This window comes from Acinetobacter sp. 1124_18A, from assembly GCF_052824995.1.
On sequence record NZ_VTDF01000010.1, the window covers coordinates 47,573 to 73,129 of the forward strand.

The 25,557-nt window shown below is 38.7% G+C and carries 23 protein-coding genes and 2 pseudogenes; 11 read left to right on the top strand and 14 right to left on the bottom strand.

All coding sequences use genetic code 11. The annotated features are described in order from the left end of the window. Positions 1-58 precede the first annotated feature (58 nt). Both FY048_RS16555 and FY048_RS16560 read left to right on the top strand, forming a co-directional pair. A complete protein-coding gene (locus FY048_RS16555) occupies positions 59-409 on the top strand; it encodes a YbjQ family protein (protein WP_446091852.1) in 351 nt (116 codons plus the stop codon). Positions 410-416: 7 nt separating this feature from the next. Further along, positions 417-851: a YbjQ family protein gene (locus FY048_RS16560; RefSeq protein ID WP_446091853.1), complete on the top strand. Its 435-nt coding sequence runs from the start codon at positions 417-419 to the stop codon at positions 849-851. Here the strand turns inward: FY048_RS16560 and FY048_RS16565 are convergent. The 3 genes from FY048_RS16565 to FY048_RS16575 are packed head-to-tail and all read right to left on the bottom strand — an operon-like array spanning position 848 to position 2,841. Further along, positions 848-1,282 carry a nuclear transport factor 2 family protein gene (locus FY048_RS16565; RefSeq protein ID WP_004789364.1) on the bottom strand — a complete coding sequence of 145 codons (435 nt, stop codon included), beginning with the start codon at positions 1,280-1,282 and terminating at the stop codon, positions 848-850. The two genes, FY048_RS16560 and FY048_RS16565, sit on opposite strands and share 4 nt — an antisense overlap. Before the next feature lie 53 nt (positions 1,283-1,335). Further along, positions 1,336-2,142, bottom strand: coding sequence for an SDR family NAD(P)-dependent oxidoreductase (locus FY048_RS16570; protein WP_446091854.1), 807 nt, complete (start codon positions 2,140-2,142; stop codon positions 1,336-1,338). A 27-nt stretch (positions 2,143-2,169) separates the two neighbouring features. Then, positions 2,170-2,841, bottom strand: coding sequence for a hypothetical protein (locus tag FY048_RS16575; protein ID WP_446091855.1), 672 nt, complete (start codon positions 2,839-2,841; stop codon positions 2,170-2,172). Between the two features lie 196 nt (positions 2,842-3,037). Here FY048_RS16575 and FY048_RS16580 point away from each other — a divergent pair, with 196 nt between their 5' ends. Beyond that, positions 3,038-5,935, top strand: a complete 2,898-nt coding sequence (locus FY048_RS16580) for a valine--tRNA ligase (RefSeq protein WP_446091856.1) — start codon at positions 3,038-3,040, stop codon at positions 5,933-5,935. Positions 5,936-6,041: 106 nt separating this feature from the next. Continuing rightward, positions 6,042-7,034, top strand: coding sequence for a 5'-nucleotidase (locus FY048_RS16585; protein ID WP_446091857.1), 993 nt, complete (start codon positions 6,042-6,044; stop codon positions 7,032-7,034). A gap of 43 nt (positions 7,035-7,077) precedes the next feature. Here the strand turns inward: FY048_RS16585 and FY048_RS16590 are convergent, their stop codons facing one another. Together FY048_RS16590 and FY048_RS16595 are read right to left on the bottom strand one after the other, a co-directional pair. Then, complete coding sequence (locus tag FY048_RS16590) at positions 7,078-8,094, bottom strand: molecular chaperone DnaJ (protein ID WP_446091858.1); 1,017 nt, start codon at positions 8,092-8,094, stop codon at positions 7,078-7,080. A gap of 129 nt (positions 8,095-8,223) precedes the next feature. Further along, entirely contained in the window at positions 8,224-9,129 is a 906-nt protein-coding gene (locus FY048_RS16595; protein WP_446091859.1) for an AEC family transporter, read from the bottom strand. 120 nt (positions 9,130-9,249) lie between these two features. Between FY048_RS16595 and FY048_RS16600 the strand changes: the two genes are divergently transcribed. The 3 genes and pseudogenes from FY048_RS16600 (at position 9,250) to FY048_RS16610 (ending at position 12,545) form a co-directional block, all read left to right on the top strand. Continuing rightward, positions 9,250-10,134 carry a LysR family transcriptional regulator gene (locus tag FY048_RS16600; RefSeq protein ID WP_250375220.1) on the top strand — a complete coding sequence of 295 codons (885 nt, stop codon included), beginning with the start codon at positions 9,250-9,252 and terminating at the stop codon, positions 10,132-10,134. Positions 10,135-10,438: 304 nt separating this feature from the next. Next, positions 10,439-11,626 (top strand): ammonium transporter, encoded by a 1,188-nt coding sequence (locus tag FY048_RS16605; RefSeq protein ID WP_440202896.1) that lies wholly within the window; start codon positions 10,439-10,441, stop codon positions 11,624-11,626. A 210-nt stretch (positions 11,627-11,836) separates the two neighbouring features. After that, positions 11,837-12,545, top strand: a pseudogene (locus tag FY048_RS16610) (phosphatase PAP2 family protein). Between the two features lies 1 nt (position 12,546). Here the strand turns inward: FY048_RS16610 and FY048_RS16615 are convergent. The 6 genes and pseudogenes from FY048_RS16615 to FY048_RS16640 all read right to left on the bottom strand — a co-directional run bounded on the left by FY048_RS16615 (position 12,547) and on the right by FY048_RS16640 (position 19,522). Further along, on the bottom strand, positions 12,547-13,881 hold the full coding sequence (locus FY048_RS16615; RefSeq protein WP_446091900.1) for an ATP-binding protein: 1,335 nt from the start codon (positions 13,879-13,881) through the stop codon (positions 12,547-12,549). A gap of 24 nt (positions 13,882-13,905) precedes the next feature. Further along, complete coding sequence (locus FY048_RS16620; RefSeq protein WP_446091860.1) at positions 13,906-14,580, bottom strand: response regulator transcription factor; 675 nt, start codon at positions 14,578-14,580, stop codon at positions 13,906-13,908. A gap of 14 nt (positions 14,581-14,594) precedes the next feature. Further along, entirely contained in the window at positions 14,595-16,244 is a 1,650-nt protein-coding gene (locus FY048_RS16625) for a phosphoethanolamine transferase (RefSeq protein ID WP_446091861.1), read from the bottom strand. A 182-nt stretch (positions 16,245-16,426) separates the two neighbouring features. After that, positions 16,427-17,725 (bottom strand): DcaP family trimeric outer membrane transporter, encoded by a 1,299-nt coding sequence (locus FY048_RS16630; protein WP_446091862.1) that lies wholly within the window; start codon positions 17,723-17,725, stop codon positions 16,427-16,429. A gap of 272 nt (positions 17,726-17,997) precedes the next feature. Then, positions 17,998-18,189, bottom strand: a pseudogene (locus tag FY048_RS16635) (hypothetical protein). Between the two features lie 73 nt (positions 18,190-18,262). Further along, a complete protein-coding gene (locus tag FY048_RS16640) occupies positions 18,263-19,522 on the bottom strand; it encodes an MFS transporter (protein WP_446091863.1) in 1,260 nt (419 codons plus the stop codon). Positions 19,523-19,649: 127 nt separating this feature from the next. Here FY048_RS16640 and FY048_RS16645 point away from each other — a divergent pair, with 127 nt between their 5' ends. The 4 genes from FY048_RS16645 to FY048_RS16660 all read left to right on the top strand — a co-directional run bounded on the left by FY048_RS16645 (position 19,650) and on the right by FY048_RS16660 (position 22,709). Then, complete coding sequence (locus tag FY048_RS16645) at positions 19,650-20,276, top strand: lysophospholipid acyltransferase family protein (RefSeq protein WP_446091864.1); 627 nt, start codon at positions 19,650-19,652, stop codon at positions 20,274-20,276. A 66-nt stretch (positions 20,277-20,342) separates the two neighbouring features. Beyond that, positions 20,343-21,260: a patatin-like phospholipase family protein gene (locus tag FY048_RS16650; RefSeq protein ID WP_446091865.1), complete on the top strand. Its 918-nt coding sequence runs from the start codon at positions 20,343-20,345 to the stop codon at positions 21,258-21,260. 104 nt (positions 21,261-21,364) lie between these two features. After that, complete coding sequence (locus FY048_RS16655; RefSeq protein ID WP_446091866.1) at positions 21,365-21,826, top strand: NfeD family protein; 462 nt, start codon at positions 21,365-21,367, stop codon at positions 21,824-21,826. Between the two features lie 28 nt (positions 21,827-21,854). Beyond that, on the top strand, positions 21,855-22,709 hold the full coding sequence (locus FY048_RS16660; RefSeq protein ID WP_446091867.1) for an SPFH domain-containing protein: 855 nt from the start codon (positions 21,855-21,857) through the stop codon (positions 22,707-22,709). A 64-nt stretch (positions 22,710-22,773) separates the two neighbouring features. Here FY048_RS16660 and FY048_RS16665 read toward each other — a convergent pair whose 3' ends face one another. The 3 genes from FY048_RS16665 to prpF all read right to left on the bottom strand — a co-directional run bounded on the left by FY048_RS16665 (position 22,774) and on the right by prpF (position 25,459). Beyond that, positions 22,774-23,142: an MmcQ/YjbR family DNA-binding protein gene (locus FY048_RS16665; protein WP_446091868.1), complete on the bottom strand. Its 369-nt coding sequence runs from the start codon at positions 23,140-23,142 to the stop codon at positions 22,774-22,776. 57 nt (positions 23,143-23,199) lie between these two features. Then, positions 23,200-24,111, bottom strand: a complete 912-nt coding sequence (locus tag FY048_RS16670; RefSeq protein WP_016137086.1) for a polyprenyl synthetase family protein — start codon at positions 24,109-24,111, stop codon at positions 23,200-23,202. 160 nt (positions 24,112-24,271) lie between these two features. Continuing rightward, positions 24,272-25,459 carry a 2-methylaconitate cis-trans isomerase PrpF gene (prpF, locus tag FY048_RS16675; RefSeq protein ID WP_446091869.1) on the bottom strand — a complete coding sequence of 396 codons (1,188 nt, stop codon included), beginning with the start codon at positions 25,457-25,459 and terminating at the stop codon, positions 24,272-24,274. Positions 25,460-25,557 lie beyond the last annotated feature (98 nt).

A 25,557-nucleotide genomic window follows, 5' to 3' on the forward strand; every position in this document is an offset into this window, starting at 1 on the left:
CATCTCATATGATTATTTTTTATCTTGAAACCTTAAGAATTTAGATTGATAAAAAACAATGTTACTAAGTAATTTAGAAAGTGTTCCGGGCCACCAGATTTTAAAACAGCTTGATGTTGTTTATGGAAGTACAGTCCGTAGTAAACATGTTGGCCGTGACTTGATGGCGAGTTTAAAAAATATTGTCGGTGGTGAACTTACGGGTTATACCGAATTATTAGAAGAATCTCGCAAAGAAGCCATGGATCGGATGATTGCCAAAGCTCAGCAACTTGGTGCGAATGCAATTGTTGGTATTCGTTTTTCAACTTCAAATATTGCCCAAGGTGCTTCTGAATTATTTGTATATGGCACGGCTGTGGTTGTTCAACCTCAAGCAACCCATCTACCAGATCCATTTAGTGAATAGGTAGAAAATGGAAAATCTTATTTTTCAGCTTGTTATTTTTCTAATTCTTTTCAGTATTGGTTGGGGTTTTGGCCGCCATATTGAACGAAAACATTTGAAAGAACTTCTAGAAAAAGAACAGCAATTTGCCCATATCAGAATTGATACCAATCGTTTTTCGACGAGTAATGAGCTAGGCCATTTTATTAGTAGTAATGTGGTAATTTCTCATGACTACTTTAAATATGTATTGGCATCTATTAAGAATGTTTTGGGTGGTCAACTCACCAGTTATGAGAGTGTGGTTGAGCGTGCTCGCCGTGAGGCGATTGTTCGTTTAAAACAACAAGCACACACCGCAGGAGCTAACCATATTATGGGAGTTCGGCTAAGTACAACCGAACTTGGGATGCAGGGCGGAATGGTCGAAGTATTTGCATACGGTACAGCTGTAAAAGATTAGCACTGCCCCATAGCAGAAAAATGAATGCGCGGATTGCCAATATTTTTAGTTAAGTGTTGGCAAATTCCAGTAATTTTCCAACTCTCTTGTTGTTTTGCCAAAGTAAAATAATAACGACCAAATGAATGAAAATAATCATTTTCCGAAAAACGGTAAATTTGATAATTACATTCTAACCATGCTTGATCTTGTTCAATCCGAATCAAAGGATTACTCAAATTGTGCTGTAGCCGTAAATGCGACAGCGCTTGCTGCCGAGAACCTTTATATTCATGGCAAGACACAACACATAAAGGTTCTCCCCTAAACTGGAAATAGTCCACCTCAAGTTGATCTGCCAATAACTCATCAAAAGCGTCCCAATTTTTCTGGTCAAAGACCAATTGAAAACGCGTAATGACGTCTAAAATACGGTGATAATCTTGATCCATGGTGAACCTTCTATGCGGGTTTTCCATCAATTTAGCACGGCGAAATCACTTTTTTATTTTACTTTTGTTTTCCGAATCATTTTATAGAGAAGTTTTGGTGACATCCGAGAAACCATAACGCCTAGTTTTTCTTTGGTTCCCCCAATAACAATATATTCTTGACCATGCATTAAGGCTTTAACTGATTGCTGAGCAAATACATCTGCTTCTAAACCATTCTCGATAGCCTCATCCTGATGACCTTGAGGTTGTCCAGCACCATTTAACGCATTAAAAGACACATTTGTTTTTACAAAGCCTGGGAAAATAACGGAAACTTCAACACCTTGATCGGAGACCTCGGCACGTAAACTGTTGGCCCACATGTGAATTGCAGCTTTAGCCGCTGAGTAGCTTGCACGGTACTGAGTGCCTAATAAACCCGCCACACTCGACACAAATACAACTCGGCCAGACTTTTGTTTTAGCATGGTCGGCAGCACAGTTTTGGTTAATGCCACTTGAGAGAAATAGTCGACTTCCATAATGGCCCGTTCGGTTGCCATTGTTGTATCTTCAATTAAAGCGCGTTGGCTTAAGCCTGCATTATTGATGAGCCAGTCAATTCGCCCTTTAGCTTTTAAAATTTGCTGGTAAGCTGCTTTAACTTGTTTTTCATCAGTAATATCTGCAACCACCGACAAATGATGCTCTGGGTTTAACAAACCAACCCGAACCTCTTCTAATTCTTCAAAACGACGCGAGGTCAAAATCACTTCGGCCCCCTGCAAAGCCAACTCACCTGCTAAGGCCTTACCCAGACCAGAAGATGCTCCCGTAATCCATACCACTTTATTTTGCAAAGTATCAAGTTTGGCCATGCTTTATGTTCCTATTATCATTTTAAATTATGCTGCTTGTTGCATGAAGGCCAAAAAGTGGTTGATATAATGAGTTGCTGTGGTCTGATCGACCTGTGTACCTAACTTTTCCAAACGTTTATAGCCCAAATGCGTCGTCATGTTGATCACTCCGTTAAGAGTTTTATCGACAACTAAATTAAATTTTAAACGCTTTTTAGGCTCACGTACTAGGCTTGTTACGCCTAAATCTACAATTTGTATTAAGGTTTCAAAAGCAGCTGCAACACTCTGCATATTCCCATCACGAATTTGCTGAGTCAGAGTTTCGGCTTGTTGTACGAGTTGCAGGGTAACGGGATAGGTAATATAAACTTGTTGCCCCTGTTCTTTCATCAGAGATGTCATGTAGTCAACTAAAGGTAAAAGACGCTCATTTCCAAAGAATGAAACTGACCAAGGCATGTATTTTCGAAAAGTTTCTAGAACTTGCTGAACTACTTTTTCAGACTCAGCTTGCTGTTTTGGGGACATGGTTGTATTCCCTGACTGTAAAAGTACAGAAAAAACCTGTTCAATAATTTCACAAGAAAGATCAGAGAGTACATCGCCTAAGGGTTTTGCCTGACTTTGGCTTACCCCATCATGCAGTTTCTGCCGAATGGTCTCGAATTGGGTATAAGTTGAATCGGAAATTTTCAAAAAAACTTCATAACTCATGAGCAACATCCTTTTTCAATTCGTTTGTAATTTTTGTGCCGTGTGTCTACACGATTAAATTGTGATCCATCTTTCATAAATCTACCGTTTTTTGAAAAAAATACAAAACCGTTTATCTGTTTTCAGCACATTAATTTCGAGGCATTTTTTTGCTACAATAGGTGCAATTTTTTATGCATATTCGATCTAAGCTACTATGACTGACGCTCAAACCGCTCAAAATATTGCGACCACATACGATCCAACCGAGATCGAAAAGAAGTGGTACCAAACGTGGGAAGAACAAGGTTACTTCAAACCTTCTGGTCACGGTGAATCATTCTGTATCATGATTCCGCCACCAAACGTCACAGGTAGCTTGCACATGGGCCATGGCTTTAACAATGCCATTATGGATGCCCTCACCCGTTATAACCGTATGATGGGTAAAAACACTTTGTGGCAACCGGGTACTGACCACGCTGGTATTGCAACTCAAATGGTTGTTGAGCGTCAACTTGGCTTACAAGGTGTGACTCGTCATGACTTGGGCCGTGATAAGTTCATCGAAAAAGTTTGGGAATGGAAAGAACAATCAGGCGGCACGATTACAAAACAAATTCGTCGCTTAGGTTCTTCGGTAGACTGGTCACGTGAACGCTTCACGATGGATGAAGGTTTATCAAACGCAGTTAAAGAAGTATTCGTTCGTTTGCACGAAGACGGTCTAATTTACCGTGGTAAGCGCCTTGTAAACTGGGATCCTAAACTTCAAACAGCTCTTTCTGACCTTGAAGTAGAAAGCAAAGAAGAAAAAGGCTCACTTTGGCACTTTAAATATTTCTTTGAAGACAAATCAGTTAAAACTCAAGATGGCAAAGACTATTTAGTAGTTGCAACGACTCGTCCTGAAACGTTACTGGGCGATACTGCGGTTGCTGTTCATCCTGAAGATGAGCGTTATGCACACCTTGTTGGTAAAAACATTGTATTGCCAATTACTGGTCGTTTAATTCCGATCGTTGCAGACGACTACGTTGAAAAAGACTTCGGTACTGGCTGTGTAAAAATTACGCCTGCTCACGACTTCAATGACTATGACCTAGGTAAACGTAATAGCTTGCCAATCATTAATATCTTCAACAAAAACGCCGAGGTTTTAGGTGAGTTTGAATATATTGCCAAAGCTGGCGAACAAATTTCTAAAACCATTACTGCACCTGCGGAATATGCTGGTTTAGAACGCTTCGCAGCACGTAAAAAATTAGTTGCTCAAGCTGAAGCTGAAGGCTGGTTAGATCAAATCCAACCGTATGACTTAAAAGCGCCACGTGGCGACCGTTCAGGCGTGATCATCGAGCCATTATTGACTGACCAATGGTATGTAAAAATTGCTCCGCTTGCTGAACCTGCAATTGAAGCAGTTCAAGATGGCCGTATTAAGTTTGTTCCAGAACAGTACAGCAACATGTACATGGCGTGGATGCGTGACATTCAAGACTGGTGTATTTCACGTCAGCTTTGGTGGGGTCATCGTATTCCAGCTTGGTATGATGCGAATGGCAACATCTATGTTGGTCGTAACGAAGAAGAAGTACGCGCGAAAAATAACATCGCTGCTGACGTTGAACTTAAACAAGACGAAGACGTTCTTGATACATGGTTCTCTTCTGCGCTTTGGACATTCTCAACCTTAGGTTGGACTGGCGATGCGAAGCAAGATGAAGTAAATGATTTCCTTAAAACCTTCCACCCAACAGATGTGTTGGTGACTGGTTTTGACATCATTTTCTTCTGGGTTGCCCGTATGATCATGATGACCCTGCACTTCATGAAAAATGAAGATGGTTCATCGCAAGTACCATTCAAGACTGTTTACGTTCACGGCTTGGTACGTGATGGTGAAGGTCAAAAAATGTCTAAGTCTAAAGGTAACGTACTTGACCCATTAGACTTGATTGACGGTATTGATTTAGAAAGCTTAGTTGCAAAACGTACGACTGGTCTGATGAACCCGAAAGATGCAGCGAAGATTGAAAAATCAACGCGCAAAGAGTTCCCAGAAGGTATTAATGCTTACGGTACTGACGCAGTTCGTTTCACGTTCTGTGCGCTTGCAAACACTGGTCGTGACATCAAGTTCGACTTAAAACGTGTTGAAGGCTACCGTAACTTCTGTAACAAAATCTGGAACGCGACTCGTTTCGTTCTAATGAATGTTGAAGGTCAAACTGTTGGTCAAGAAGTACGCCCTGATCTTTGGGAACTTCCAGAACAGTGGATTATGAGCCGTCTGCAAAAAGCAGAAGCTGCCGTACACCAAGCGTTTGCAACGTATCGTTTAGACCTTGCTGCTCAAGCGATTTATGACTTTATTTGGAATGAATACTGTGACTGGTATGTTGAGTTAACAAAACCAGTTCTGAACGATGCAGAAGTTGCAGAAGAGCGTAAAGCTGAAGTACGCCGTGTATTACTTGCAGTGATGGAAGCTTCATTGCGTTTGGCTCATCCGTTAATGCCTTATTTGACAGAAGAAATCTGGCAGACTCTTGCACCGATGCTTGGCCAAGGTGGCCCAACGATTATGACTGCTCAATACCCTATTCCTGAGCAAGCAAAAATCAATGAACAAGCTGAAGCAGATATGCAATGGCTTCAAGGTTTGATCGGTGCGGTACGTAACATTCGTGGTGAGTTAGGCTTAGGTAATGCACGCTTGTTGCCAGTATTACTTCAAAACACATCTGACGCTGAACGTGAACAAATTATTCGTATTGAAGCGTTGTTCAAAGCATTAGCTAAAGTTGAAAGTATTGAATTCTTGAATAAAGACCAAGAGCCACCTTTGTCTTGCTCTAGCGTTGTAAGTCATGCATCGGTATTTGTACCAATGAAAGGCTTAATTGACCCTAAAGCTGAGCTTGCTCGTTTGCAAAAAGATTTGGATAAAATTCAAAAGCAACACGACCAAATTGCGGGCAAACTTGCAAATGAAGGCTTTGTGTCTAAAGCACCAGCAGCAGTTGTTGAGGGTGAAAAAGCAAAGCTTGCTGAGTTTGCTGCTCAGTTAGAGAAAGTTAAAGCAAACATGGAGCAAATTGCTGCGCTTTAATCGTTAAAGTTCAAAATTTAATCTGTAATATAAAGGGCTGATTATTCAGCCCTTTTGTTTTTAATATATAATTCGTTAATTTAAATGAAATAATAAAGTAAATTTAATGAGTGGATATAATTTAGACCAAAAATTAGTAATTGGCCTAGCTTCAAGTGCTTTGTTTAATTTAGAGAAATCAGATAAAGTTTTCCGAAAGAAAGGTGAATTAGCTTATCGTAAATATCAAAGTAAAAATGAAACTACTCCTTTAGAGATGGGTGTTGCGTTTCCTTTTATTCAACGTCTATTAAGTATTAATGATATTTTCCCAGCAGATAAACCATTTGTGGAAGTAATTTTATTATCACGTAATGATCCTAACACGGGTTTACGGGTCATGAATTCTATTGAGTATTATGGTTTAGATATAAAAAGGGCTATCTTTTTACAAGGAAGAACACCTTACAAATATATTGATGCACTTAATATCAGTTTGTTTTTGTCTGCAAATGAAATAGATGTCAACCAAGCAATTACCGCAGGTTATCCAGCAGGCTTGATATTAAAAGGGCAGATATTCGATATAGATCATGATGAAGAATTGCGTATTGCTTTCGACTTTGATGGAGTAATTGCCGATGATTCATCAGAACAAGTCTATAAAAAAGGTGGCCTAAATGCATTTATAGAAAATGAAAATAAACTTGCTAGTCAACCTGCTAATATAGGTCCATTATATAAACTACTCAAAGAGCTTTCTACTCTACAAAATGCAGAGCTTAAATATCAATTAGAAAATCCAACATATAATAGCCGTTTACGAATTTCTATCGTTACAGCAAGAAATGCTCCTGCCCATAAAAGGGTCATAAACTCATTGCGCTCATGGGGTATTGATACAGTAAATGAAGCATTTTTCTTAGGCGGAATTGAGAAAAGAAAAGTTTTAGAAATTTTAAAACCACATATTTTCTTTGACGATCAAGTTACTCATGTCGAAAAAACTGCGAATAGTATTGCTTCGGTACATATTCCATTCGGGATTGCTAATAAAAAATTAGATTCTGATGAACAATCTAATGAGGTGGAAAATAATCAAACTACAGAACTAAATTAATTCTCAATTACTCTCTTCTTTCAGGAGAGAGTAAACGCGAAATTTACAAAACCCCATGCCCCAACAACATTTCCACCCCACTCACCTTTTTCATATGCTTTAACCGCTCCTTTTCCCACTTCACCTGCTGCTTTAACTCAGCACAGTCGGCATCTATGGCTTTATAAACATCGCTAATATGTACATGCTCTGCTTTCACATTCTTGGCTAACTGAAAAGAATCTAAAATCTCAGCTATTTGACTTTCAAGCTGCTGACTTTGTGCATCTAAAGCCAGTTTATAAAACCTCAATTGCTCGGCAGATAATTCTTTAGCACCTGCCCCTTTATTCTGTTCAAGCTGTAACTGAAGTTTGAGTAAATAAAACAAATCCTGCTTTTCATAGGCCTGACTTGCGTGTTGGAACAACTCAGTTTTTTCCTGTTTCTTTGTTTCATCTTGCTCACGGTCTGGGTGAATCATCGCGGCAATTTTTAAATAAACCGTTTTAAGTGACTGAGCTGCCATCTGCTCGGCTTGTTCTCGTTTCTGTTGCTGTCTTTGCTGTTTGGCTTGTTCTCGCGCTTGTTGTTGCTCAGCAACATATTGTTCAAAGTCTTCATCAAATTCTGCACTTTGATCAGTACTTTCTTCATATTCAAATTTTATTGACTGAGCTTTTTTAGTCTTTTTTGCCGATTCCCCCGCATGTTGCTGATAAAAGGTATCGATCTGCTTCACTAACTCCAACTGTTCTTCAGATAGCTGTTTGGAGCGCTTCAAAATTTGAGCGAGCTGGGCAATTTTTTCATCTAGTTGTTGCATATCCGCTTTGGAAAACTCGTGGCTATGCAACATATTCCAAAGTTGATCTAACTGCTGAAATAAGACGCCATGTAAATCGCTATACACAGGCATCAGTTTTTGCCGAATGTGTTGTTGAATCTCAGCTTGCGCATTTTGCCATATGCTAAGGCTAACTTTTTGCTGCTCTATTTTATCAATCAGGCGATTAAGTTTTTTCTGCTGTGCAGATGGTTCAGACCTTTGCTGCAAGCTGACTTTAAGATCAAAGGACATACTCATCCACCTGAAAAAGAAAAAAGTGTAGCAATAATCAGATGAGGAAGGTAGCAAAGCATTCTTTAAATAAGAATCAGCCTATTAATTTTTAGAAAATAGAACGTGTATTACCTAAATGTTTACATCTTAGGAGATCCACCAAATCACCACTGGTAAAGTCACGGCAGCACATAAAGTCTGAAAGCTAATCACGGCTGCCATGAGTTGACTATCCCCACCCAAAACCTTAGTTAAAATGTATGATGCGGAAGCAGTCGGTAGCGCAAAGAAAATAACTAAAATTTGTGTTTGTAAGCTTGGTAAACCAAACCACATGCAGACCACATAGGCTAAAGCAGGCACTGCCAAAAGTCGTGCAAAAGTGTCTGCCGCCAACACGACAATATCTTTTTTAATTTGCATAAACTGTAAAGCTGCACCCACACATAACAGACCCAGTGGCAAGCTCGATGCTGAAAAAAGCTTAATAAAGCTAGAAAAGCCTTCCCAAATCGGGATGTGAAGTGCATTGACTGCCGCTCCCACCACACACGATGCAATTAACGGGTTTTTAAGGAGTGCAATCAAAACAGGTTTAATTGCCATGTGTTCTTTAGAGGTTAAAGCAAGCACCGAAATAACGTTCACAAGCGGAATGCAAAGCGCCAATAAAATTGCCAGTATTGCCATTCCTTCACTTTTAAAAAGCGAAGTCACTAACGCCAGACCAATATAGGTATTAAAGCGAACCATACTTTGTACGTGCACACCAAAACGTGCAGGTGGTATGTGCCAAAACACGCGAAGTATGTACAAGAACATGGTGACTGCTAAAACCACAATCAACATAGCAATAATGGCTGTACTCAAACTTTGTAAGTCAATTTTCGCGGTCGACAACGTACTAAAAAGCAAAGCGGGAAATAAAATATAGTAATTGAGCTTCTCTGCCCCAGCCCAAAACTCATCGCTAAAAAAACGATATTTTTTAAACAGGTATCCCGAAGCAATTAATGCAACTAAGGGAAAAAGAGATAAAACAATGCTATTCATTTCTTTACTCAAGTTTGGTTGAAGGGCTTGCTATTTTTTGGCAATTCCTTTGGCTTACTCATATATTAAAGATAATGAAAACTCATGATAAAATGAGCTTTTACTCATAATAAGTACAATATGACATTTACCCAGCTTGAAATTTTCGCACTTATTGCTGAACTAAAAAGCTTTACTGCTACAGCAGAAAAGCTGGGAATTTCACAGTCGGCAGTTTCTCATGCGCTTAAATCATTAGAACAACAATGGGGCATTAACCTCATTTCAAGAACTCAAAGTGATATTGAACTGACTACAACAGGCCAGCAGTTACTCACTCATGTAAAAGAGCTATTGAGTATTTCCAACACATTAGAAAAAGAAGTGGCTGCGATCCATGGATTAAATGAAGGCACATTACATATCGGATCTTTTGGGGCTTCATCATCCATTTATCTATTGCCTGAAATTTTAGAAAGCTTTCGGCAGCGCTATCCTAAAATCGAAATTTATATTGATGAAGGTGAGGATAAAGAAGTGGCTCAGTGGTTATTGGAACGGCGTATAGAAGTCGGTTTTTTAATTATGCCAGATGAGCGTTTTGATACATTCCCTTTAATCGAAGACCGTTTTGTTGCCCTAATTCCAAATGGTTACCCGCTCGCACAACAACTCTATATTGATCCAGCACAACTAGAAAACTGCCCTTTCATCATGACAATGGCAGGCAGTAGACATCAGGTCGAATTAATTTTAAAAAACTTTAATGTGAAACCAGACATTAAATTTTATGTTTCACAAATTCTAAGCATCGTTAGCATGGTGCATAATCAGTTGGGGGTTTCGATTGTGTCGGATATGGTAATTACTAAAGAGTTACTCTCGCTCTATCCCAATGTAGTCAAACGCCCTTTTAAACCGAACCTTAAGCGTTCTATTGGACTCGCGGTGAAAAATAAAAAGCACATGAGTCCGGCTGTGAAAGCATTCATTGAAGTGGCTCAAGAAGTTTGGTCGAATCATTAGTTCAAATACAAACAACTCTTTTAAATTTTAATAACGAACTTTTTTAGGTCAATTTACAAGCACATTAGTTGATTGTTAACATAAAAGCATGAGTATTGCTCTTATCTCGAGCAATTCGCTGCACCATTTGTCGTCAAAATCCCATTATCCAATCTAAATTGGTGCGCTTATTGCATATTCACTTTTATGCAATTGAGTTTGTTTCGACAAACTTAGGTTTTTAGATTCCTTAAATCTATTTTGGTGCAATTTACAGACCCAGATTTGTTCCAAAATGGAATTTAGCACTTTTTTCGAGCATGCTATGCAAAATGTAGATCTATTTTTCTTATTACTTGGTGCTGTTTTGGTTCTTGCCATGCACGCAGGTTTTGCATTCTTGGAACTTGGTACGGTTCGCCATAAAAATCAGGTGAACGCACTAAGTAAAATTCTGACTGACTTTGCCCTCTCTGCAATCGCATATTTCTTTGTTGGCTACTATATTTCTTATGGCCAACATTTCTTCCATGATGGTACTGTTTTATCAAGTGATCATGGCTACAACCTTATGCGTTGTTTCTTTTTACTCACTTTTGCTGCTGCAATTCCTGCCATTATTTCGGGTGGTATTGCCGAACGTGCAAAAATGCGTTCACAAGCAATTGCAACACTCGCTTTAGTTGCGCTGGTTTATCCATTTTTCGAAGGCATGGTCTGGAATGGTAACTACGGTCTGCAAAAATGGTTAGAAGCAACTTTTGGTGCAGCTTTTCACGACTTTGCAGGTTCAGTCGTGGTGCATGCTATGGGTGGTTGGATTGCCCTTGCTGCCGTGATTTTATTGGGTGCCCGTTCTGGTCGTTATAAGAAAGATGGTCGTGTAAGTGCTCATCCGCCATCTTCTATTCCATTTTTAGCGCTCGGTTCATGGATTTTAATTGTAGGTTGGTTTGGCTTTAACGTGATGAGCGCGCAACGTGTTGATGCAATTTCTGGTCTAGTTGCCATTAACTCACTCATGGCTATGGTCGGCGGAACCATTACAGCAAATGCGATTGGGAAAAATGACCCTGGTTTCTTACACAACGGCCCACTTGCGGGTTTAGTTGCAATCTGTGCGGGTTCTGACATTGTTCATCCGGTCAGTGCGCTTGTTATTGGTGGTGCAGCCGGTGCAATGTTCGTATACCTATTTACCTACACACAAAACAAGCTCAAAGTTGATGATGTGTTGGGTGTATGGCCTTTACACGGCGTATGCGGCGCATTTGGTGGTATTGCAGTGGGTTTATTTGGTCAAAAATGGCTTGGTGGTTTAGGCGGTGTATCTTTTGCCTCACAGCTCATTGGTACAGTACTTGCGATTGCTATTGCGCTCGCTGGTGGCTTTATTGTTTATGGCCTACTCAAAGCAACTATTGGCATTCGTTTATCTCAAGAAGATGAGTTTAGAGGTGCAGATTTATCTATTCATAAAATTTCTGCAAACTCTGAAGAAGGTATGTTTTAACTCAACAATTAATAAGCAGGATCAAAATATCCTGCTTATCATTACGTTTTAAAGTCTTTGCTCACCCAAATTAATTAAAAAAATAATATATAGCTATGAATTATAAATATTATTTTTAAGTCTTAACTTTATTTCAACATTAATTTTTGTTTAGTTTAAGATCAATTTAAGTTTTATTTTATGTAATGCCCTCAACTCACACTCAAATTGATGTTGCACGGCAATGAATCAACAAAAACAATTTTTCCAACTTCAGCTTATTTTTCTTGCCCTTAGTTTTTTTATACTTTTATTTATATTTCCCGTGGGTGGGAAAATTGATATGTATTTCATCCAGCCTTGGATGGATTCAACAGGTCATTTTTTTAATCGGGACAATTGGTACCTTGTAAGGGTTAATCATGAAATCGTAAAACAAATTATTACTACCGTTTATGTGATCTTTTTATTTCTGTGGATTGCGTCATTTAAAGTCGAAAAATTGAAACTTTATCGCTGGCAATATGGCTATATGTTTTTTGTCAGCATGATTGGTAGCGGTGTAGTTGGCTTATTAAAATCACAATCTGCTCACGCTTGCCCTTGGAATATGGTTCATCCGACTGCTTTAACTTATGTATGGGATTTTACCGCTACACATGGTCATTGTTTTCCAGGTGGTCATGCAAGTGCAGGCTTTATTTTAATGACAGGCTTTTTTGTTTATCGCCTTGAGCAACCAAAACGTGCTTATTTTTATCTCATCGCGGGCATTATCTTAGGCTTTCTGATGGGCTGGGGACAAATGATGCGTGGCGCCCATTTCCTTAGCCACAATTTATGGACTGGCTGGGTCGTTTGGGCAGTGAATATCTTATTTTATAAAATTTGTATTCACCGCTTTGAGTTTGAAAAACGAATCAAGCAAGAACTTGTTTAAATCAAGTTCTTGCTTCATGAATATGTAGAGCTTTAGGCAGTTTAACTAAAACACAAAGTCCGCCAAGTTCTAAGCTTCGATCTAGTGTCAAAGTTCCGCCTAAACGCTGAGTCGCTCGGTCAACAATTGATAAACCTAAGCCACTGCCCACTTCAAGGTGGTGGTGTACACGATAAAAACGCTTTAAAACCTTATCATAATTTTCAGGGTCAATCCCTGCACCGCTATCTTCAATTTGTATACACGCTTCGCCATCTGTGGCACTAAAGACTGAAATATTAATCATTCCTTCATGAGGCGTGTATTTAATTGCGTTATCAATTAGGTTAAAAATAATTGAGTGTACTGTTGGCTCAACACTATGCATTTCAATAGGTTCATTGCGGACAAATCCTAGATCAATATCTTTTTGCATAGCTAAATTAACAAGCTGTTCAACACAATTTAAAGCGACATCATTGAGTTGAAAAGTTCTGGTCGGTTCAATCACACTTAAAGACACATCTTGCTTAGCCAAAGCCAAAAGCTGTGTAACCAAATGCTGAATACGCGCTAATCCTTTACTTAAGTTTTGCAGCGCTTCATGCTCAGGAAATTGACTGATTAAAATTTTGGTTTGTAAATTTAAAGCTGTGACAGGAGTCCGAAGTTCATGAGCAGCATCTGCAATAAATTGTTTTTGCTCATTTTGAGCTTTAGAAATACGCTCAAACAGACGGTTCATTTCATCAATGGTCGGCAATAATTCTTGAGGATAGTCTAAAACTTCAATGGGTGTTAATTCTTCCGAATCGCGTTCCTTCAACTCATTTTTAAAGTCATCTATCGGCTTTAGGCCTCGACCAATAATTGCAGCTAAAGCAAAAATCGCAAATGGCAAAATAATTAAATACGGAATAAACATACTTCCTGCGAGCTCCCAAGCAAAAGCTTCACGAACTCGTTCTTGTTGACTGACCTGAATCTGGTAATCTTTTAAAGGTAAAATATAAGTTCTTACTACGCCTTGACTAGTTTTATGCGAGTAGAAACCAGCTTGGGTAACAGGTGCAACCAGCAGATGTAAACGGTGAGATAAATGAGCCTGATCTTTATAGGCCCAAATATCTAAAAACAAATCTTCTTCATGATAAGTTCTATGTAAATCGAACTTACTACTTACTGTCCTTAAAGGATACTCAGCTGTTCGCTCTGCTAAATACTGCATTTGAGTATCTAAAATTTCATCAACTTCTTGAAGTGCAACTTTATAGGCACTAAAAATTAATATACAACCTAAGACAACACTGAAAATTGAGGTGCCCCAGATCAGTCGTTTCTTTAATGAATAATGCACTATCATGAAGTTCCAAAATTTAAGTTACGATTGCCCTAAACGGTAACCCAACCCTCGAATAGTTCGAATAAAGTCTTTACCAAGTTTAGCTCTCAAGTGATGCACATATACTTCAATCGTATTACTGGTCACTTCACTATCGAAATCATATAACTTATCTTCCAGATTTGCTTTAGAGAAGATTTTATTTGGATGGCTCATTAAAGGAATAAGAATCGCCCATTCACGGTTCGACAAATCAATCCGTTGGCCTTTAAAGGTTGCAATATGTTGTTCAACATTTAAAACCAAATCGCCATTTTGTAAAAGTTGTTCATGATTCGCAAGCTGAGCCTCTACTCCAGTACGACGCAATAGCGCATGAATACGGGCAAGTAACTCATCAAACTCGTATGGTTTTATCAAGTAATCATCTGCACCGTGGTTTAATCCATCCACGCGGTTTTGCAACTGGTCTCGTGCCGAAATGATTAAAACTGGAGTGACAGCTCTTTGACGGATTTGCTTTAAGACCTGCATACCATCCATCATCGGCAAACCTAAGTCTAATAAAATGATATCAAACTTATTTTTGGCCAAGTGAGCCAGACCATCCAAGCCATTATTGACCCATTCCACCTCAAATTGATGATATTGCAGCAACGTTATTGTTGACTCAGCAATCATAAAATCATCTTCAATCATTAAGATTTTTGTCATGTTCTAGGCTCGCTTTAATTCACATGGGCACATGAGTGCAACATGTCCAGTTGAGGGTTAATGACCTGAGTTTTCACATCCAGCATACTTAACAAACTTGGGAATAAATTATCCTGACTTAACTTTTGTTTCGTTTGTTGGCCTAAACAACTCACTTGCGCAAGATTGTGCTGTTTCCAGTTATCAGAGAACCACATAATCATTGGTACATGTGTTTGTTGAGTTGGTGCGATTGAGTAAGGCGCCCCATGTAAATACATACCATGTTCGCCAGTTGATTCACCATGATCAGATAAATACCATAAACCTGTTTGATATTTCGATACTTCTTTTAAATTATTAATCATCTGACTTAATACATGGTCTGTATATATGATTGAATTATCATAGCTATTTATTAATTCGGTTGGAGAACAGCCCTGTATCGCATTAGTATCGCAAGTCGGTTTAAACTTTTGATATTCCGCAGGCGCACGCTTGTAATAGGCTGGACCATGACTTCCGACTTGATGTAAAACAATTAAACGTGGACGCGTGTCTTCTTTAGGAATAGTAGCTAAATATTCATTTAAGCTATCAATTAAAATATCATCAAGACATTCGCCATCTTTACACCATTTTTGCTGTAGCTTTTCTGGAATTTGATATTGCTCAACACGATCACATGCGCCTTTACAACCAGAATTGTTATCAATCCAAGTTACTTGGTAACCCGCACGCTTTGCAATATCCAATAGGCCTTCACGATGACTTGCTAATTGCTCATCATAGTTAACACGTGGCATGCCAGAGAACATGCATGGAACTGAAACAGCAGTTGCTGTACCACACGAACTTACTTGAGAGAAATTCAAAATATCTTGTTTAGAAAGCTCTGGATTCGTATTTTTAGCATATCCATTAAGTGAAAAACTTTCTGCACGTGCAGTTTCACCCACTACAAGCACCATTAATTTAGGCAAGTTCTTTTGTGTAGGCTGAACTTGATGAGCATCTTCACCATATTTCACAAGAGGAAGATTCTTCTTAGGTGCCTTTTTATGATAATAAGACATTAAAGAAGAAATGGTGTTTTGAGGAGAGATCATACCTTTTAAATCACGATGCTCTCTAAAGATTGCTGCAAAATCAACATAATATGTAAACAGCAAACCACCTACAAGTGCGAAGGCAATAGCTATAGATAATACTTTCTTAACTAAGAGAGGAACTATTCTTTCTTTTTTGATCTTTACCTGAGTAATCAAGAAAATAGGTAAAACAACAAAGAAAACTGTCCAAAGTCCAAAGCGTAATGAAACTAAATCAGAAACCTCAGATACATCTGTTTGTATCATATTTTGAATCTGATCAGGCGAGATGATTACACCTAAGGTATTGACAAAATAAGAGCTAAAACCACCAATGAAGACCAGCAAAATTGCAAAAAACTTGGCCGTCCATTTCCAGTTTAGAATCTGTAAAAGTGCATAATAAGCAGCAATAAGAATAACAACAGTAGCTGCTAAAAATAGAATAGCCTTTACTCCAAAATATGGAGTTAAAAGATGTACTTTGTTATAAAAACCAATATTTAGAATTGCACCTAACCAAATGGCTATAATGAAATTAAACATAAACAGTGAAATCTGTTTATTTTTTAAGGTAGAAAAAAAATTCAGCATCTTGGGGGGAACTACAATCTTTTTATGATGCTTTACTGTAGAAATTGAAACTTAAAAATGACTTAAATAAAAAATGATCTAATACATAAATCTTAAAAAATACTTATTTCAAAATTTTTTCTAACAAAAAGACGAGGTTAAATTTAACCTCGTCTTTTTTAATTTTTAACTAAATGTAGGTCTTAGAAACTATATTTAGCCATTAAACCAACACGGTTATCTTTGTAAGACTTACCATCAAAGGTATCACGCTTACCGTTTACATATTCCAGACCCAAATCAATTGGTTTAACTGGTGTATAAATCACGTTAAGCCATGCTTGTTGAACTTTTTCATTTGCAGAGGCATTTAATCTTGCAAAATCAGTACCGTCATCAGCGAATTGAGCACCATAAGCTAAAGTTGAACGTAGGTTAGGTAAAATCTTATAAGTTCCACCCACTTGTACTGCTACAAATTTATTCTGCTCAATAGAATTACCTTCTACTGCGTAAGGAGTGTTACTACCATATAAGTAACTATTATCACCCACAACATATGATGCATCAGCAAAGAGTTTTAAAGGATCAGACACTTTAAAGTCAGTACCAAGAGCTACGCCCCAACCAATTTTATCATCATCAGCAAGCTGTGATTTATAATTTTCAACTAATGCACGAGCTGAGGCAGAACCTCTGCCGTCTGCATAGCCTTGAGTGATTTTAGCAGTTAATGCAGGTAGGCTATACTTAATACTATCGCCTGTTACTGAAGTAGTGCTATCACCTTTTTCAGCAGAAACAAATAATTGCGTAGTTGGACCTAACTTGTAGTTATAACGTACTTGAGGTACACGTTTAGTACCACCACCAATGTTTGTCGAGAAGTCGATCATTTCTGGTGCATGGTTAGACAAGAAGTTTGAAGTTGTTTGACCAAACAACCAGTTGTTATATGTTACATACGCATGACGAACACGTAGGTTTTCAGATTTGCTATTGTCACTACTTGCAAAGTCGACTTCGAGTTTACCACCAACTTTGGCATCATTTACTGGAGCAGTAAAATCTAAACCAAGGCGTGTCGTTTTAGCAGTCGCACGTAATTTATCATGTGTTTTACCATCTGACTTGCTTACATCAGCAAAGTCACCGTCTGCACCTTCAATAATATAGTTAGCGTCGCCACGAACAAAACCATATAGGTTCACATCAGCGCCAGCTTTAGATTTAAATCCTGCTAACGGCGAAACTGGTGCAGCAACTGGTTGTGCCTTAACTTCAGCTAACTGTACTTGCTGTTGTTGCTGTACTTGCTGTTGTTGTTGCTGCACTTGGCTTTGTTGTTGAATTAAAGCTTTTAAAGCTTCAACTTCTTTACGAAGCTGTTGAATTTCCGCTTTGTCGGAAGTCGCAGCATGTGCCCCACTCATCATTAAAGCTGTAACTGTAAGAGCTAAACTTTTAACAACGAAAGATTTACGATTAAGGAATAGATCCATCAAAAACTCCAAAAATATATTTTATGTTGCCTATCCATGCCAAGTTGATTTACGCCATTAAATTAGGGGGCTAAAAAATCAACTCTCCTCCACTTTGGTTACATTAATTTTATTACCGCAACCAAAACCAATTTCAACGTTATGCAAGACCAAAACCAATAACCAAAGACATAAAAAACTTACTTTGACTTACAGATTTTTACCTTAACTTCATGTTGTAACGAATCCTACACAACTCTCTTATCTTATAGAATGATTAAATCGTTATTTCATTATTCTTTTTTAGACTTTAGGCTAATATCCAATCTACTTGAACATTTTTCTACCCATTTTAATTGATTCACATGATTTTTCTTGTTAACGAAATCCATTTTTACTCCAGTTAGCTTCCATTTGCTACCCAATCAAGATGGCACAATTAATAGCGCATTTAAATAGCTAAAAACATACATTTTTAAAAACATAGACAAAGGTAGTAGATAATGACTAGATCACTCATTACTCGATATTAAATTTCTTTATTTCATTTAGTTAAGATTATTTTTCTTGTAGTTTTGCATGTTTCCAGAGGGAAATAGGGAGCAAAGTAACAGTACCAATAATGACAATAGCTATCAAATAATGGAAATAACCGAAGGCATCTCCAAACACTCCACTCAAACTATAAAGACCCCCACTCACAGTCGCCATGACCGAAACCTGAAAGGTAAAATCGGTACCCGCATATTCTTTTCGACTGTAGTGCATCACTAAAGTCAACATAACCACCAACAACATTGCAGAGAATGCATCCTCTAAAGCATTGACTGTATAAATCGCCCAGACATTGAGCTGAATTTTCTGTTCGTAGGCATAAGCTAAATAGGTATACGCAGCTAAGCTCATGATTTTAAATATTGAAAAAACAATTAAAGCAGTAGGTCTAGAGAAGTATTTAAGCAGCCCGCCTGCTATTGCCGCCCCTGCCAGTGCAGCTATTGCACCGAGCATGGTGATATAAACACCAATTTGAGTAAAACTTAACCCCATATCAACCATTAAAGGTTTAAGCAGTGGCCCAGCTAAACCATCTGCTACTTTAAAAGTAATGAGTACAACTAACCAAGAACGAAGCTCTTTATTTTGAGAGAAATAACTCAAGTAGGCCTTAATCTTTATCACTAAGTTTTGTTGGTTAAGTTTGAGTTCGCGATTTGAATGAGAAGCATGGTCAGGTTCTCTAAATAATAAAACAGGTAAAGTATTTAAAAACACCAAAGCCGCTAATAGCAAAAAAGTGGGTTGCCATGTCAACCAGTCTAAACACCAGAGTACGGCACCGCCCCCGACAATAAACCCTAGTCGGGAACCAATCACCTGAAATGTATTTCCCCAATGTTGCTGGTCATGTTGCAACAAATTAACTGCCAAAGCATCGGTCGCAATATCTTGCGTTGCTCCGGTTAAGTTCATAAAAAGAAGCGAAATGAAAAAGGCGAATAAATAAATGGGCTGGTCTAAAGCTTGGATGGGGAAAAAAGACAAAATGCAAAGTACACCCACCATTAAAAACTGAGTAGGTAGAATCCAACTACGATAGTGTCCTAAACGGGAAAGTGCATGTCGATCAACCCACGGCGCCCAAAAAATCTTGATTGACCAAGGCAACATTAATAGGCCAAAACCACCAATATGGGCAAGTGACACACCTTGTGCCCTCAAAATAACGGGTAAAGCATGGGTCATAAAACCCACAGGTAGCCCTTGCGCCCAATATAAGGAAAATAGCAGAAGATAAAGATTTTGCTGCCGAAACATATATACCTACTTTTTATTTCTTTAATGAGGAATAACATCAAATGTCATGTTGTTCTTACATTTTGCCAATGAAGCATATATTTCAAAAGACTAAGATAAAACAAGGACAAGTTAAAATTTAAAAAATATGGATCAACATTTCCCTAATTTACCTGATTTGGTACCCCAACGCGGCACTGCGTTAAGCCGAGCACTATTTAAGAAACTTTTTTTAGCGCAAGGTTGGACAATTGAAGGCGAAGTTCCTAATTTTCCAAAAGCAGTGGCGATTATTTCCCCTCATACTTCCAATATTGATGGATGGTATGGCTTTCTTGCGATTTTCGGCTTAGGTATCCAAATTACGGTATTAGGTAAAGATGCCCTTTTCAAACCACCTTTTAAACGGGCATTAGACTGGGCTGGTGTCATTCCTGTTAAACGTGACACAGCCAATGGACTTACTGAACAAGTCGTTGCAACCATTCAAAAATATAACAAGATCTGGATTGGGATGGCGCCCGAAGGCACACGTAAAAAAGCAAAAAAAATGAAAAGTGGTTTTTACCATATTGCCGCAAAAGCCAATATTCCCATTGTGATGTTTTCTTTTGATTATGACCGTAAGACGATTCACTGCTTAGGTCACTTAGAGCCAAGTGGTAACTATGATGAAGATCTCACCAAGATTTTTGAGCGTTATAAAGGAAAAATCTCACCCAAAAATCGCAATTGGCTTGCCGAACCTTTACAAAATCTAGTGAAAAAAACCTAGCAAAAATTGAGCGAATCTGGTCTTATGGCCCTTCTTAATTTATCTCGACATAGATTATTTTTAAAGATGAAAATTGCTCAATTTGCCAGTATTGGATTTATCTCTCTAGCACTCTTTGGCTGTGATAAATTTAGCAAAACACCAACGCCGACTACCTCAATTAAAGCCCGTGAACCTGTCATTGCGCTTGCTTTAGGTGGCGGTGGAGCAAAAGGATTTTCACATATTGGTGTGATCAAGGTTTTAGAGTCTCATGGAATTAAGCCTAAAATTGTAACGGGTACCAGCGCAGGTAGCTTTGTTGGAAGTATCTACGCGAGTGGACAAACACCTTATCAATTGCAAAGTCTGGCTCTGAAATTACAAGAGTCTGATATTCGTGATTTAACACTTAATCGCCAAGGTATTATTCTTGGACAAAAGCTACAGGACTACGTAAACCGTAACGTAGGCAATAAACCGATTGAGAAGTTCCCAATCCGTTTTGCGGCTGTGGCAACTCGTCTTGATAATGGTCAAAAGGCAGACTTTATTAAAGGTAATGCAGGCCAAGCAGTACGTGCCTCTTGTAGTATTCCAAACGTGTTCGTGCCAGCCACAATCGGCAATCAAAAATACATAGATGGCGGATTAGTTAGCCCAATTCCGGTTAAAACAGCTCGTGATATGGGTGCAGATATTGTGATTGCAGTTGATATTTCAGCGCGTCCGGCAGGTAATCGCCCAGCTAATATGTGGGGATTACTGGATCAAACAATTAATATTATGGGTCAACAAAGTATTAATGAAGAACTCAAGCAAGCCAATGTTGTGATTCAGCCTAAAGTGGGTCATTTAGGTACACTTGACCTCAAATCAAGTAATCAGGCAATTTTGGAAGGTGAAAAAGCTGCTCAAGCTCAAATTCGCCAAATTGAAACCGCAATTGCGAACTTCAAAAAATCTCCAGCAGCATTTAAGCCAGCACCACGCCCTAAATTCTAATAGAAGTGGTTTTTTTCTATCCACATTTCCTATCATCTGCTACAGTGGTAAAAGTGATATTGAGTCACTTTTACTCACATAAAGATATATAAAAGAGCAGATCTATGGAGTTTGTTGTACAACCTTGGCATTGGTTTGTATTGGGTATCTTACTTATTCTGTCTGAACTAATTTTACCTGCCTTTGCCGCACTCTGGTTTGGTATTGCCGCCATTATGGTGTGCATTCTCTATTGGTTATTTCCAGATATTAGCCTCACAACACAAATTGTATTGTGGATAATACTATCAGTGCTATGCACCATTCTTTGGTTCAAATTTATTAAACCCTTATCAATTGATAAAACGAAAGCGGGATTGCCCCGTGAAGCAACGATTGGTCAAATTGGAATGGTGATTCAAACTGGTCTAGACCATGATCAAATTATTGTTCGCTTTCCAATGCCTATTTTAGGGGCCGATGAGTGGAATTGTCGGAGCACTACTCCTGTTAAAGTTGGCGATCGAGTCAGAGTTATTGATATTTCGGGTAATGACTTAATTGTTCAATCCCACGGTACTTCATAAACATTAAAGATAAAGAGAGGGTATTTTCATGCCAGTTGGTACTATTATTGTTTTAGCCTTTTTGGCGTTTGTGGCTATTACCATTTTTAAAGGGGTTCGTATTGTTCCTCAGGGCTACAAATGGATTGTCCAACGTTTAGGTAAATATCACACGACCCTTAATCCGGGGCTTAATTTTGTGATTCCCTATATCGATGAAGTGGCTTATAAAATTACCACGAAAGATATTGTGCTAGATATTCCGTCACAAGAAGTGATTACACGTGACAATGCCGTATTGCTCATGAATGCTGTAGCATATATTAATTTAACCACACCAGAAAAAGCTGTTTACGGTATTGAAAACTATACATGGGCGATTCAAAACCTTGTACAAACCTCACTGCGTTCTATTGTAGGTGAAATGGATCTAGATGATGCATTGTCTTCACGTGATCATATTAAAGCTAAGTTAAAAGCTGCAATTTCTGACGATATTTCAGATTGGGGCATTACACTGAAAACAGTCGAGATTCAAGACATTCAGCCGTCTCATACCATGCAAGCTGCCATGGAAGAACAAGCTGCGGCAGAACGTCAACGTCGTGCTGCTGTTACTAAAGCCGATGGTGAAAAACAGGCTGCTATTTTAAGTGCAGAAGGTCGTTTAGAAGCCTCACGTCGTGACGCAGAAGCACAAGTTGTTTTAGCTGAAGCATCTCAAAAAGCGATTTCAATGGTGACCAGTGCAGTTGGTGATAAAGAGATTCCAGTTGCTTACCTTTTGGGTGAACAATATGTAAAAGCAATGCAGGATATGGCGAAATCTAACAATGCTAAAACTGTGGTTTTACCTGCCGATGTTTTAAATACAATTCGTGGCATCATGGGAAAACATAATTAATTCAATTACTTAAAGTAAGTAATTAAAATCAAAACGGTGACTATCATGTCGCCGTTTTTTTATATTATTGGTTTTTTAATCTTTGCTGATCTTTCAAAGGTAATTTCTTTACGACTAAATCATAAGAATCGTGAATTAAATCTTGCAGTAAATCGCTAGTTAAACTCTTATGCGGTGTAATCGAAATCCAATGCTTTTTATTCATGTGATAACCCGGAATAATAAATGAATAAAGCTCCTGATATTCCTGACTTTTATATGGATCACATTTGACATTAATCATTTTGACGCCAGCTACTTCTGTCGTCAGCATGAACATTTTTTCTAAAATTTTAAAAACTTCATAGTCAGGTCCAAATGGATGAGCATGTTGGCTAAAAGGAAGATTACGTGCAATTTCAATTGCTTTTTGATGGAGTTGTTCACCATTCATTTTTTTCTCCTTTATTCATTTCACATGAATAGAAGCATCAATATTGATTTAATATTATTAATTCGTACGCGCCAAAAGAAATTGTGAGATATCAACTAATTCTTTGGCATTGTCACCAAAATGAGCTAAAGCCTCAAAAGCTTGATCATGCAATTCTTTGGCATAAATCTGTGCTTGTTCGAGACCCATTAACGCTGGGTATGTCGATTTTTGAACTTGTTCATCCTTTCCAGCAGTTTTACCCAAAGCTTCGGTACTCGAAGTAATATCCAGAATATCGTCTAACACTTGAAAAGCCAGTCCAATGGTCTGCCCATATTGGCGTAATTTTGGAATTGCCTGATCTGTTCCAGAAAAGATGGTGACTGCCCCCATCATAATTGCAGCCTGAATGAGCGCACCAGTTTTATTACGATGGATATTTTCAAGTTCGTCTTGAGCAATTTGCTTAGCTTCAGCTTGTAAATCTAACACCTGTCCACAGACCATTTTAGAGGTGGCTGTTGCTAGAATCTGGATTTGTTTTAATACAATCGCAGCATCAGTACCCTGTCCTTGTTCATCGAACAAACGGCTACCTAAAACCTCAAAAGCCATTGACTGTAAAATATCACCAGCGAGTAAAGCAGTATCTTCACCAAATGCAACATGACACGTCGGCTGACCACGACGTAGTAAATCATTATCCATACACGGCAAATCATCATGAGCCAGTGAATAACAATGAATTAACTCTACAGCAACCGCAGCACGGCGAGCCGCAGCAAAATTTGGATTTGGCTGTAAAGAAGCAGTGGCATAACACAAAGCCGGACGCACACGTTTTCCACCAAGCATGACTGCATGGTGTACTGCACTTTTTAAAGGCTCTGGAATTGAGAACGCGGCCAGTGTCGTCAATAAATCTTGTTGAATACGTTGTTGAGCTTGTTTTAAAACATCCGCATTAACTTGAGAGAGTGATGACACAGTCGCCTCGATAAAATCAGTAGAGAAATTTTATTGAATGTAATGAAGCATTCATGCGCTACATCATACACGATTCACTGTGAAAAGTGGGTGATGAGTTTTTGAAGGTAAACGTAAAAAAGCCTCTACAAAATTGAGAGACTTTTTTACTTAATGACTTTTAGAAACTGTCACCCGGAACACGCACCCAACCTTCCATTAACACACGTGCACTACGGCTCATAATGGCTTTTTTCACGACCCATTGATCATTAATACGTTCCGCTTGAGCACCAACACGTAATGTTCCAGATGGATGTCCGAAACGTACTGCTTCACGTTCGCCACCACCAGCCGCAAGGTTTACTAACGTTCCCGGAATGGCAGCCGCTGTACCAATCGCAACCGCTGCGGTTCCCATCATGGCATGGTGCAATTTACCCATCGACAAAGCGCGAACCAATAAATCGACATCACCCTCTGAAACTGGCTTACCACTTGAAGCGGTATAGTTTTTAGGTTTAGAAACAAAAGCAATTTTTGGTGTGTGCTGACGCGCAGCCGCTTCTGAAATATCTTTAATTAGGCCCATCTGTACCGCGCCATATGCACGAATTTTTTCAAAACGTGCCAGTGCAGTTGCATCACTATTAATATGATCTTGTAATTCTGTACCTTGGTAACCCAAATCTTCTGCATTTAAGAAAATGGTTGGGATTCCGGCATTAATAAATGTCGCTTGAAAACGACCAATATCAGGAACATCTAATTCATCAACAATATTCCCTGTCGGGAACATATCGCCGCCTTCTTCGCCATCATCGGCAGGATCTAAAAATTCAATTTGAACTTCAGCGGCAGGAAACGTCACCCCATCGAGTTCAAAATCACCAGTTTCTTGAACTTGACCATTGGTGATAGGCACATGTGCAATAATAGTTTTTTGAATATTTTTTTGCCAAATTCGAACAGTGCATAGGCCATTTTCTGGAATACGATCTGCATCAACCAAGCCATTTGAAATCGCAAAAGAGCCAACCGCAGCGGTTAAATTACCGCAGTTACCACTCCAATCTACAAAAGCTTGATCAATTGAAACCTGACCAAACAAATAATCAACGTCATGTTCTGGCTGGGAGCTTTTAGCGAGAATAACAGTTTTGCTAGTACTCGAAGTGGCTCCCCCCATCCCATCAATTTGTTTTCCATATGGGTCTGGGCTACCAATGACACGTAGTAAGAGCTGATCTCTTGCTTGTCCTGCAACTTGGGCTTTTTCCGGCAAATCATCAAGCTTGAAAAAGACACCTTTACTGGTTCCACCACGCATATAAGTGGCTGGAATTTTAATTTGCGGTACTGAGCTCATATCAACTGTTATCCTTACTATTATGTTCTTCTATATCAAAACAAGCATTCTTGCTTACCCTTCTCTGCATCTTAAATTGTTTTAAGGCCAAGAGATAG

Bases quoted from the DNA above. Each gene is read 5' to 3' on its own strand.
- FY048_RS16555 (WP_446091852.1), top strand. From the start codon at position 59: ATGTTACTAAGTAATTTAGAAAGTGTTCCGGGCCACCAGATTTTAAAA.
- FY048_RS16560 (WP_446091853.1), top strand. From the start codon at position 417: ATGGAAAATCTTATTTTTCAGCTTGTTATTTTTCTAATTCTTTTCAGT.
- FY048_RS16565 (WP_004789364.1), bottom strand. From the start codon at position 1,282: ATGGATCAAGATTATCACCGTATTTTAGACGTCATTACGCGTTTTCAA.
- FY048_RS16570 (WP_446091854.1), bottom strand. From the start codon at position 2,142: ATGGCCAAACTTGATACTTTGCAAAATAAAGTGGTATGGATTACGGGA.
- FY048_RS16575 (WP_446091855.1), bottom strand. From the start codon at position 2,841: ATGAGTTATGAAGTTTTTTTGAAAATTTCCGATTCAACTTATACCCAA.
- FY048_RS16580 (WP_446091856.1), top strand. From the start codon at position 3,038: ATGACTGACGCTCAAACCGCTCAAAATATTGCGACCACATACGATCCA.
- FY048_RS16585 (WP_446091857.1), top strand. From the start codon at position 6,042: ATGAGTGGATATAATTTAGACCAAAAATTAGTAATTGGCCTAGCTTCA.
- FY048_RS16590 (WP_446091858.1), bottom strand. From the start codon at position 8,094: ATGTCCTTTGATCTTAAAGTCAGCTTGCAGCAAAGGTCTGAACCATCT.
- FY048_RS16595 (WP_446091859.1), bottom strand. From the start codon at position 9,129: ATGAATAGCATTGTTTTATCTCTTTTTCCCTTAGTTGCATTAATTGCT.
- FY048_RS16600 (WP_250375220.1), top strand. From the start codon at position 9,250: ATGACATTTACCCAGCTTGAAATTTTCGCACTTATTGCTGAACTAAAA.
- FY048_RS16605 (WP_440202896.1), top strand. From the start codon at position 10,439: ATGCAAAATGTAGATCTATTTTTCTTATTACTTGGTGCTGTTTTGGTT.
- FY048_RS16620 (WP_446091860.1), bottom strand. From the start codon at position 14,580: ATGACAAAAATCTTAATGATTGAAGATGATTTTATGATTGCTGAGTCA.
- FY048_RS16625 (WP_446091861.1), bottom strand. From the start codon at position 16,244: ATGCTGAATTTTTTTTCTACCTTAAAAAATAAACAGATTTCACTGTTT.
- FY048_RS16630 (WP_446091862.1), bottom strand. From the start codon at position 17,725: ATGGATCTATTCCTTAATCGTAAATCTTTCGTTGTTAAAAGTTTAGCT.
- FY048_RS16640 (WP_446091863.1), bottom strand. From the start codon at position 19,522: ATGTTTCGGCAGCAAAATCTTTATCTTCTGCTATTTTCCTTATATTGG.
- FY048_RS16645 (WP_446091864.1), top strand. From the start codon at position 19,650: ATGGATCAACATTTCCCTAATTTACCTGATTTGGTACCCCAACGCGGC.
- FY048_RS16650 (WP_446091865.1), top strand. From the start codon at position 20,343: ATGAAAATTGCTCAATTTGCCAGTATTGGATTTATCTCTCTAGCACTC.
- FY048_RS16655 (WP_446091866.1), top strand. From the start codon at position 21,365: ATGGAGTTTGTTGTACAACCTTGGCATTGGTTTGTATTGGGTATCTTA.
- FY048_RS16660 (WP_446091867.1), top strand. From the start codon at position 21,855: ATGCCAGTTGGTACTATTATTGTTTTAGCCTTTTTGGCGTTTGTGGCT.
- FY048_RS16665 (WP_446091868.1), bottom strand. From the start codon at position 23,142: ATGAATGGTGAACAACTCCATCAAAAAGCAATTGAAATTGCACGTAAT.
- prpF (WP_446091869.1), bottom strand. From the start codon at position 25,459: ATGAGCTCAGTACCGCAAATTAAAATTCCAGCCACTTATATGCGTGGT.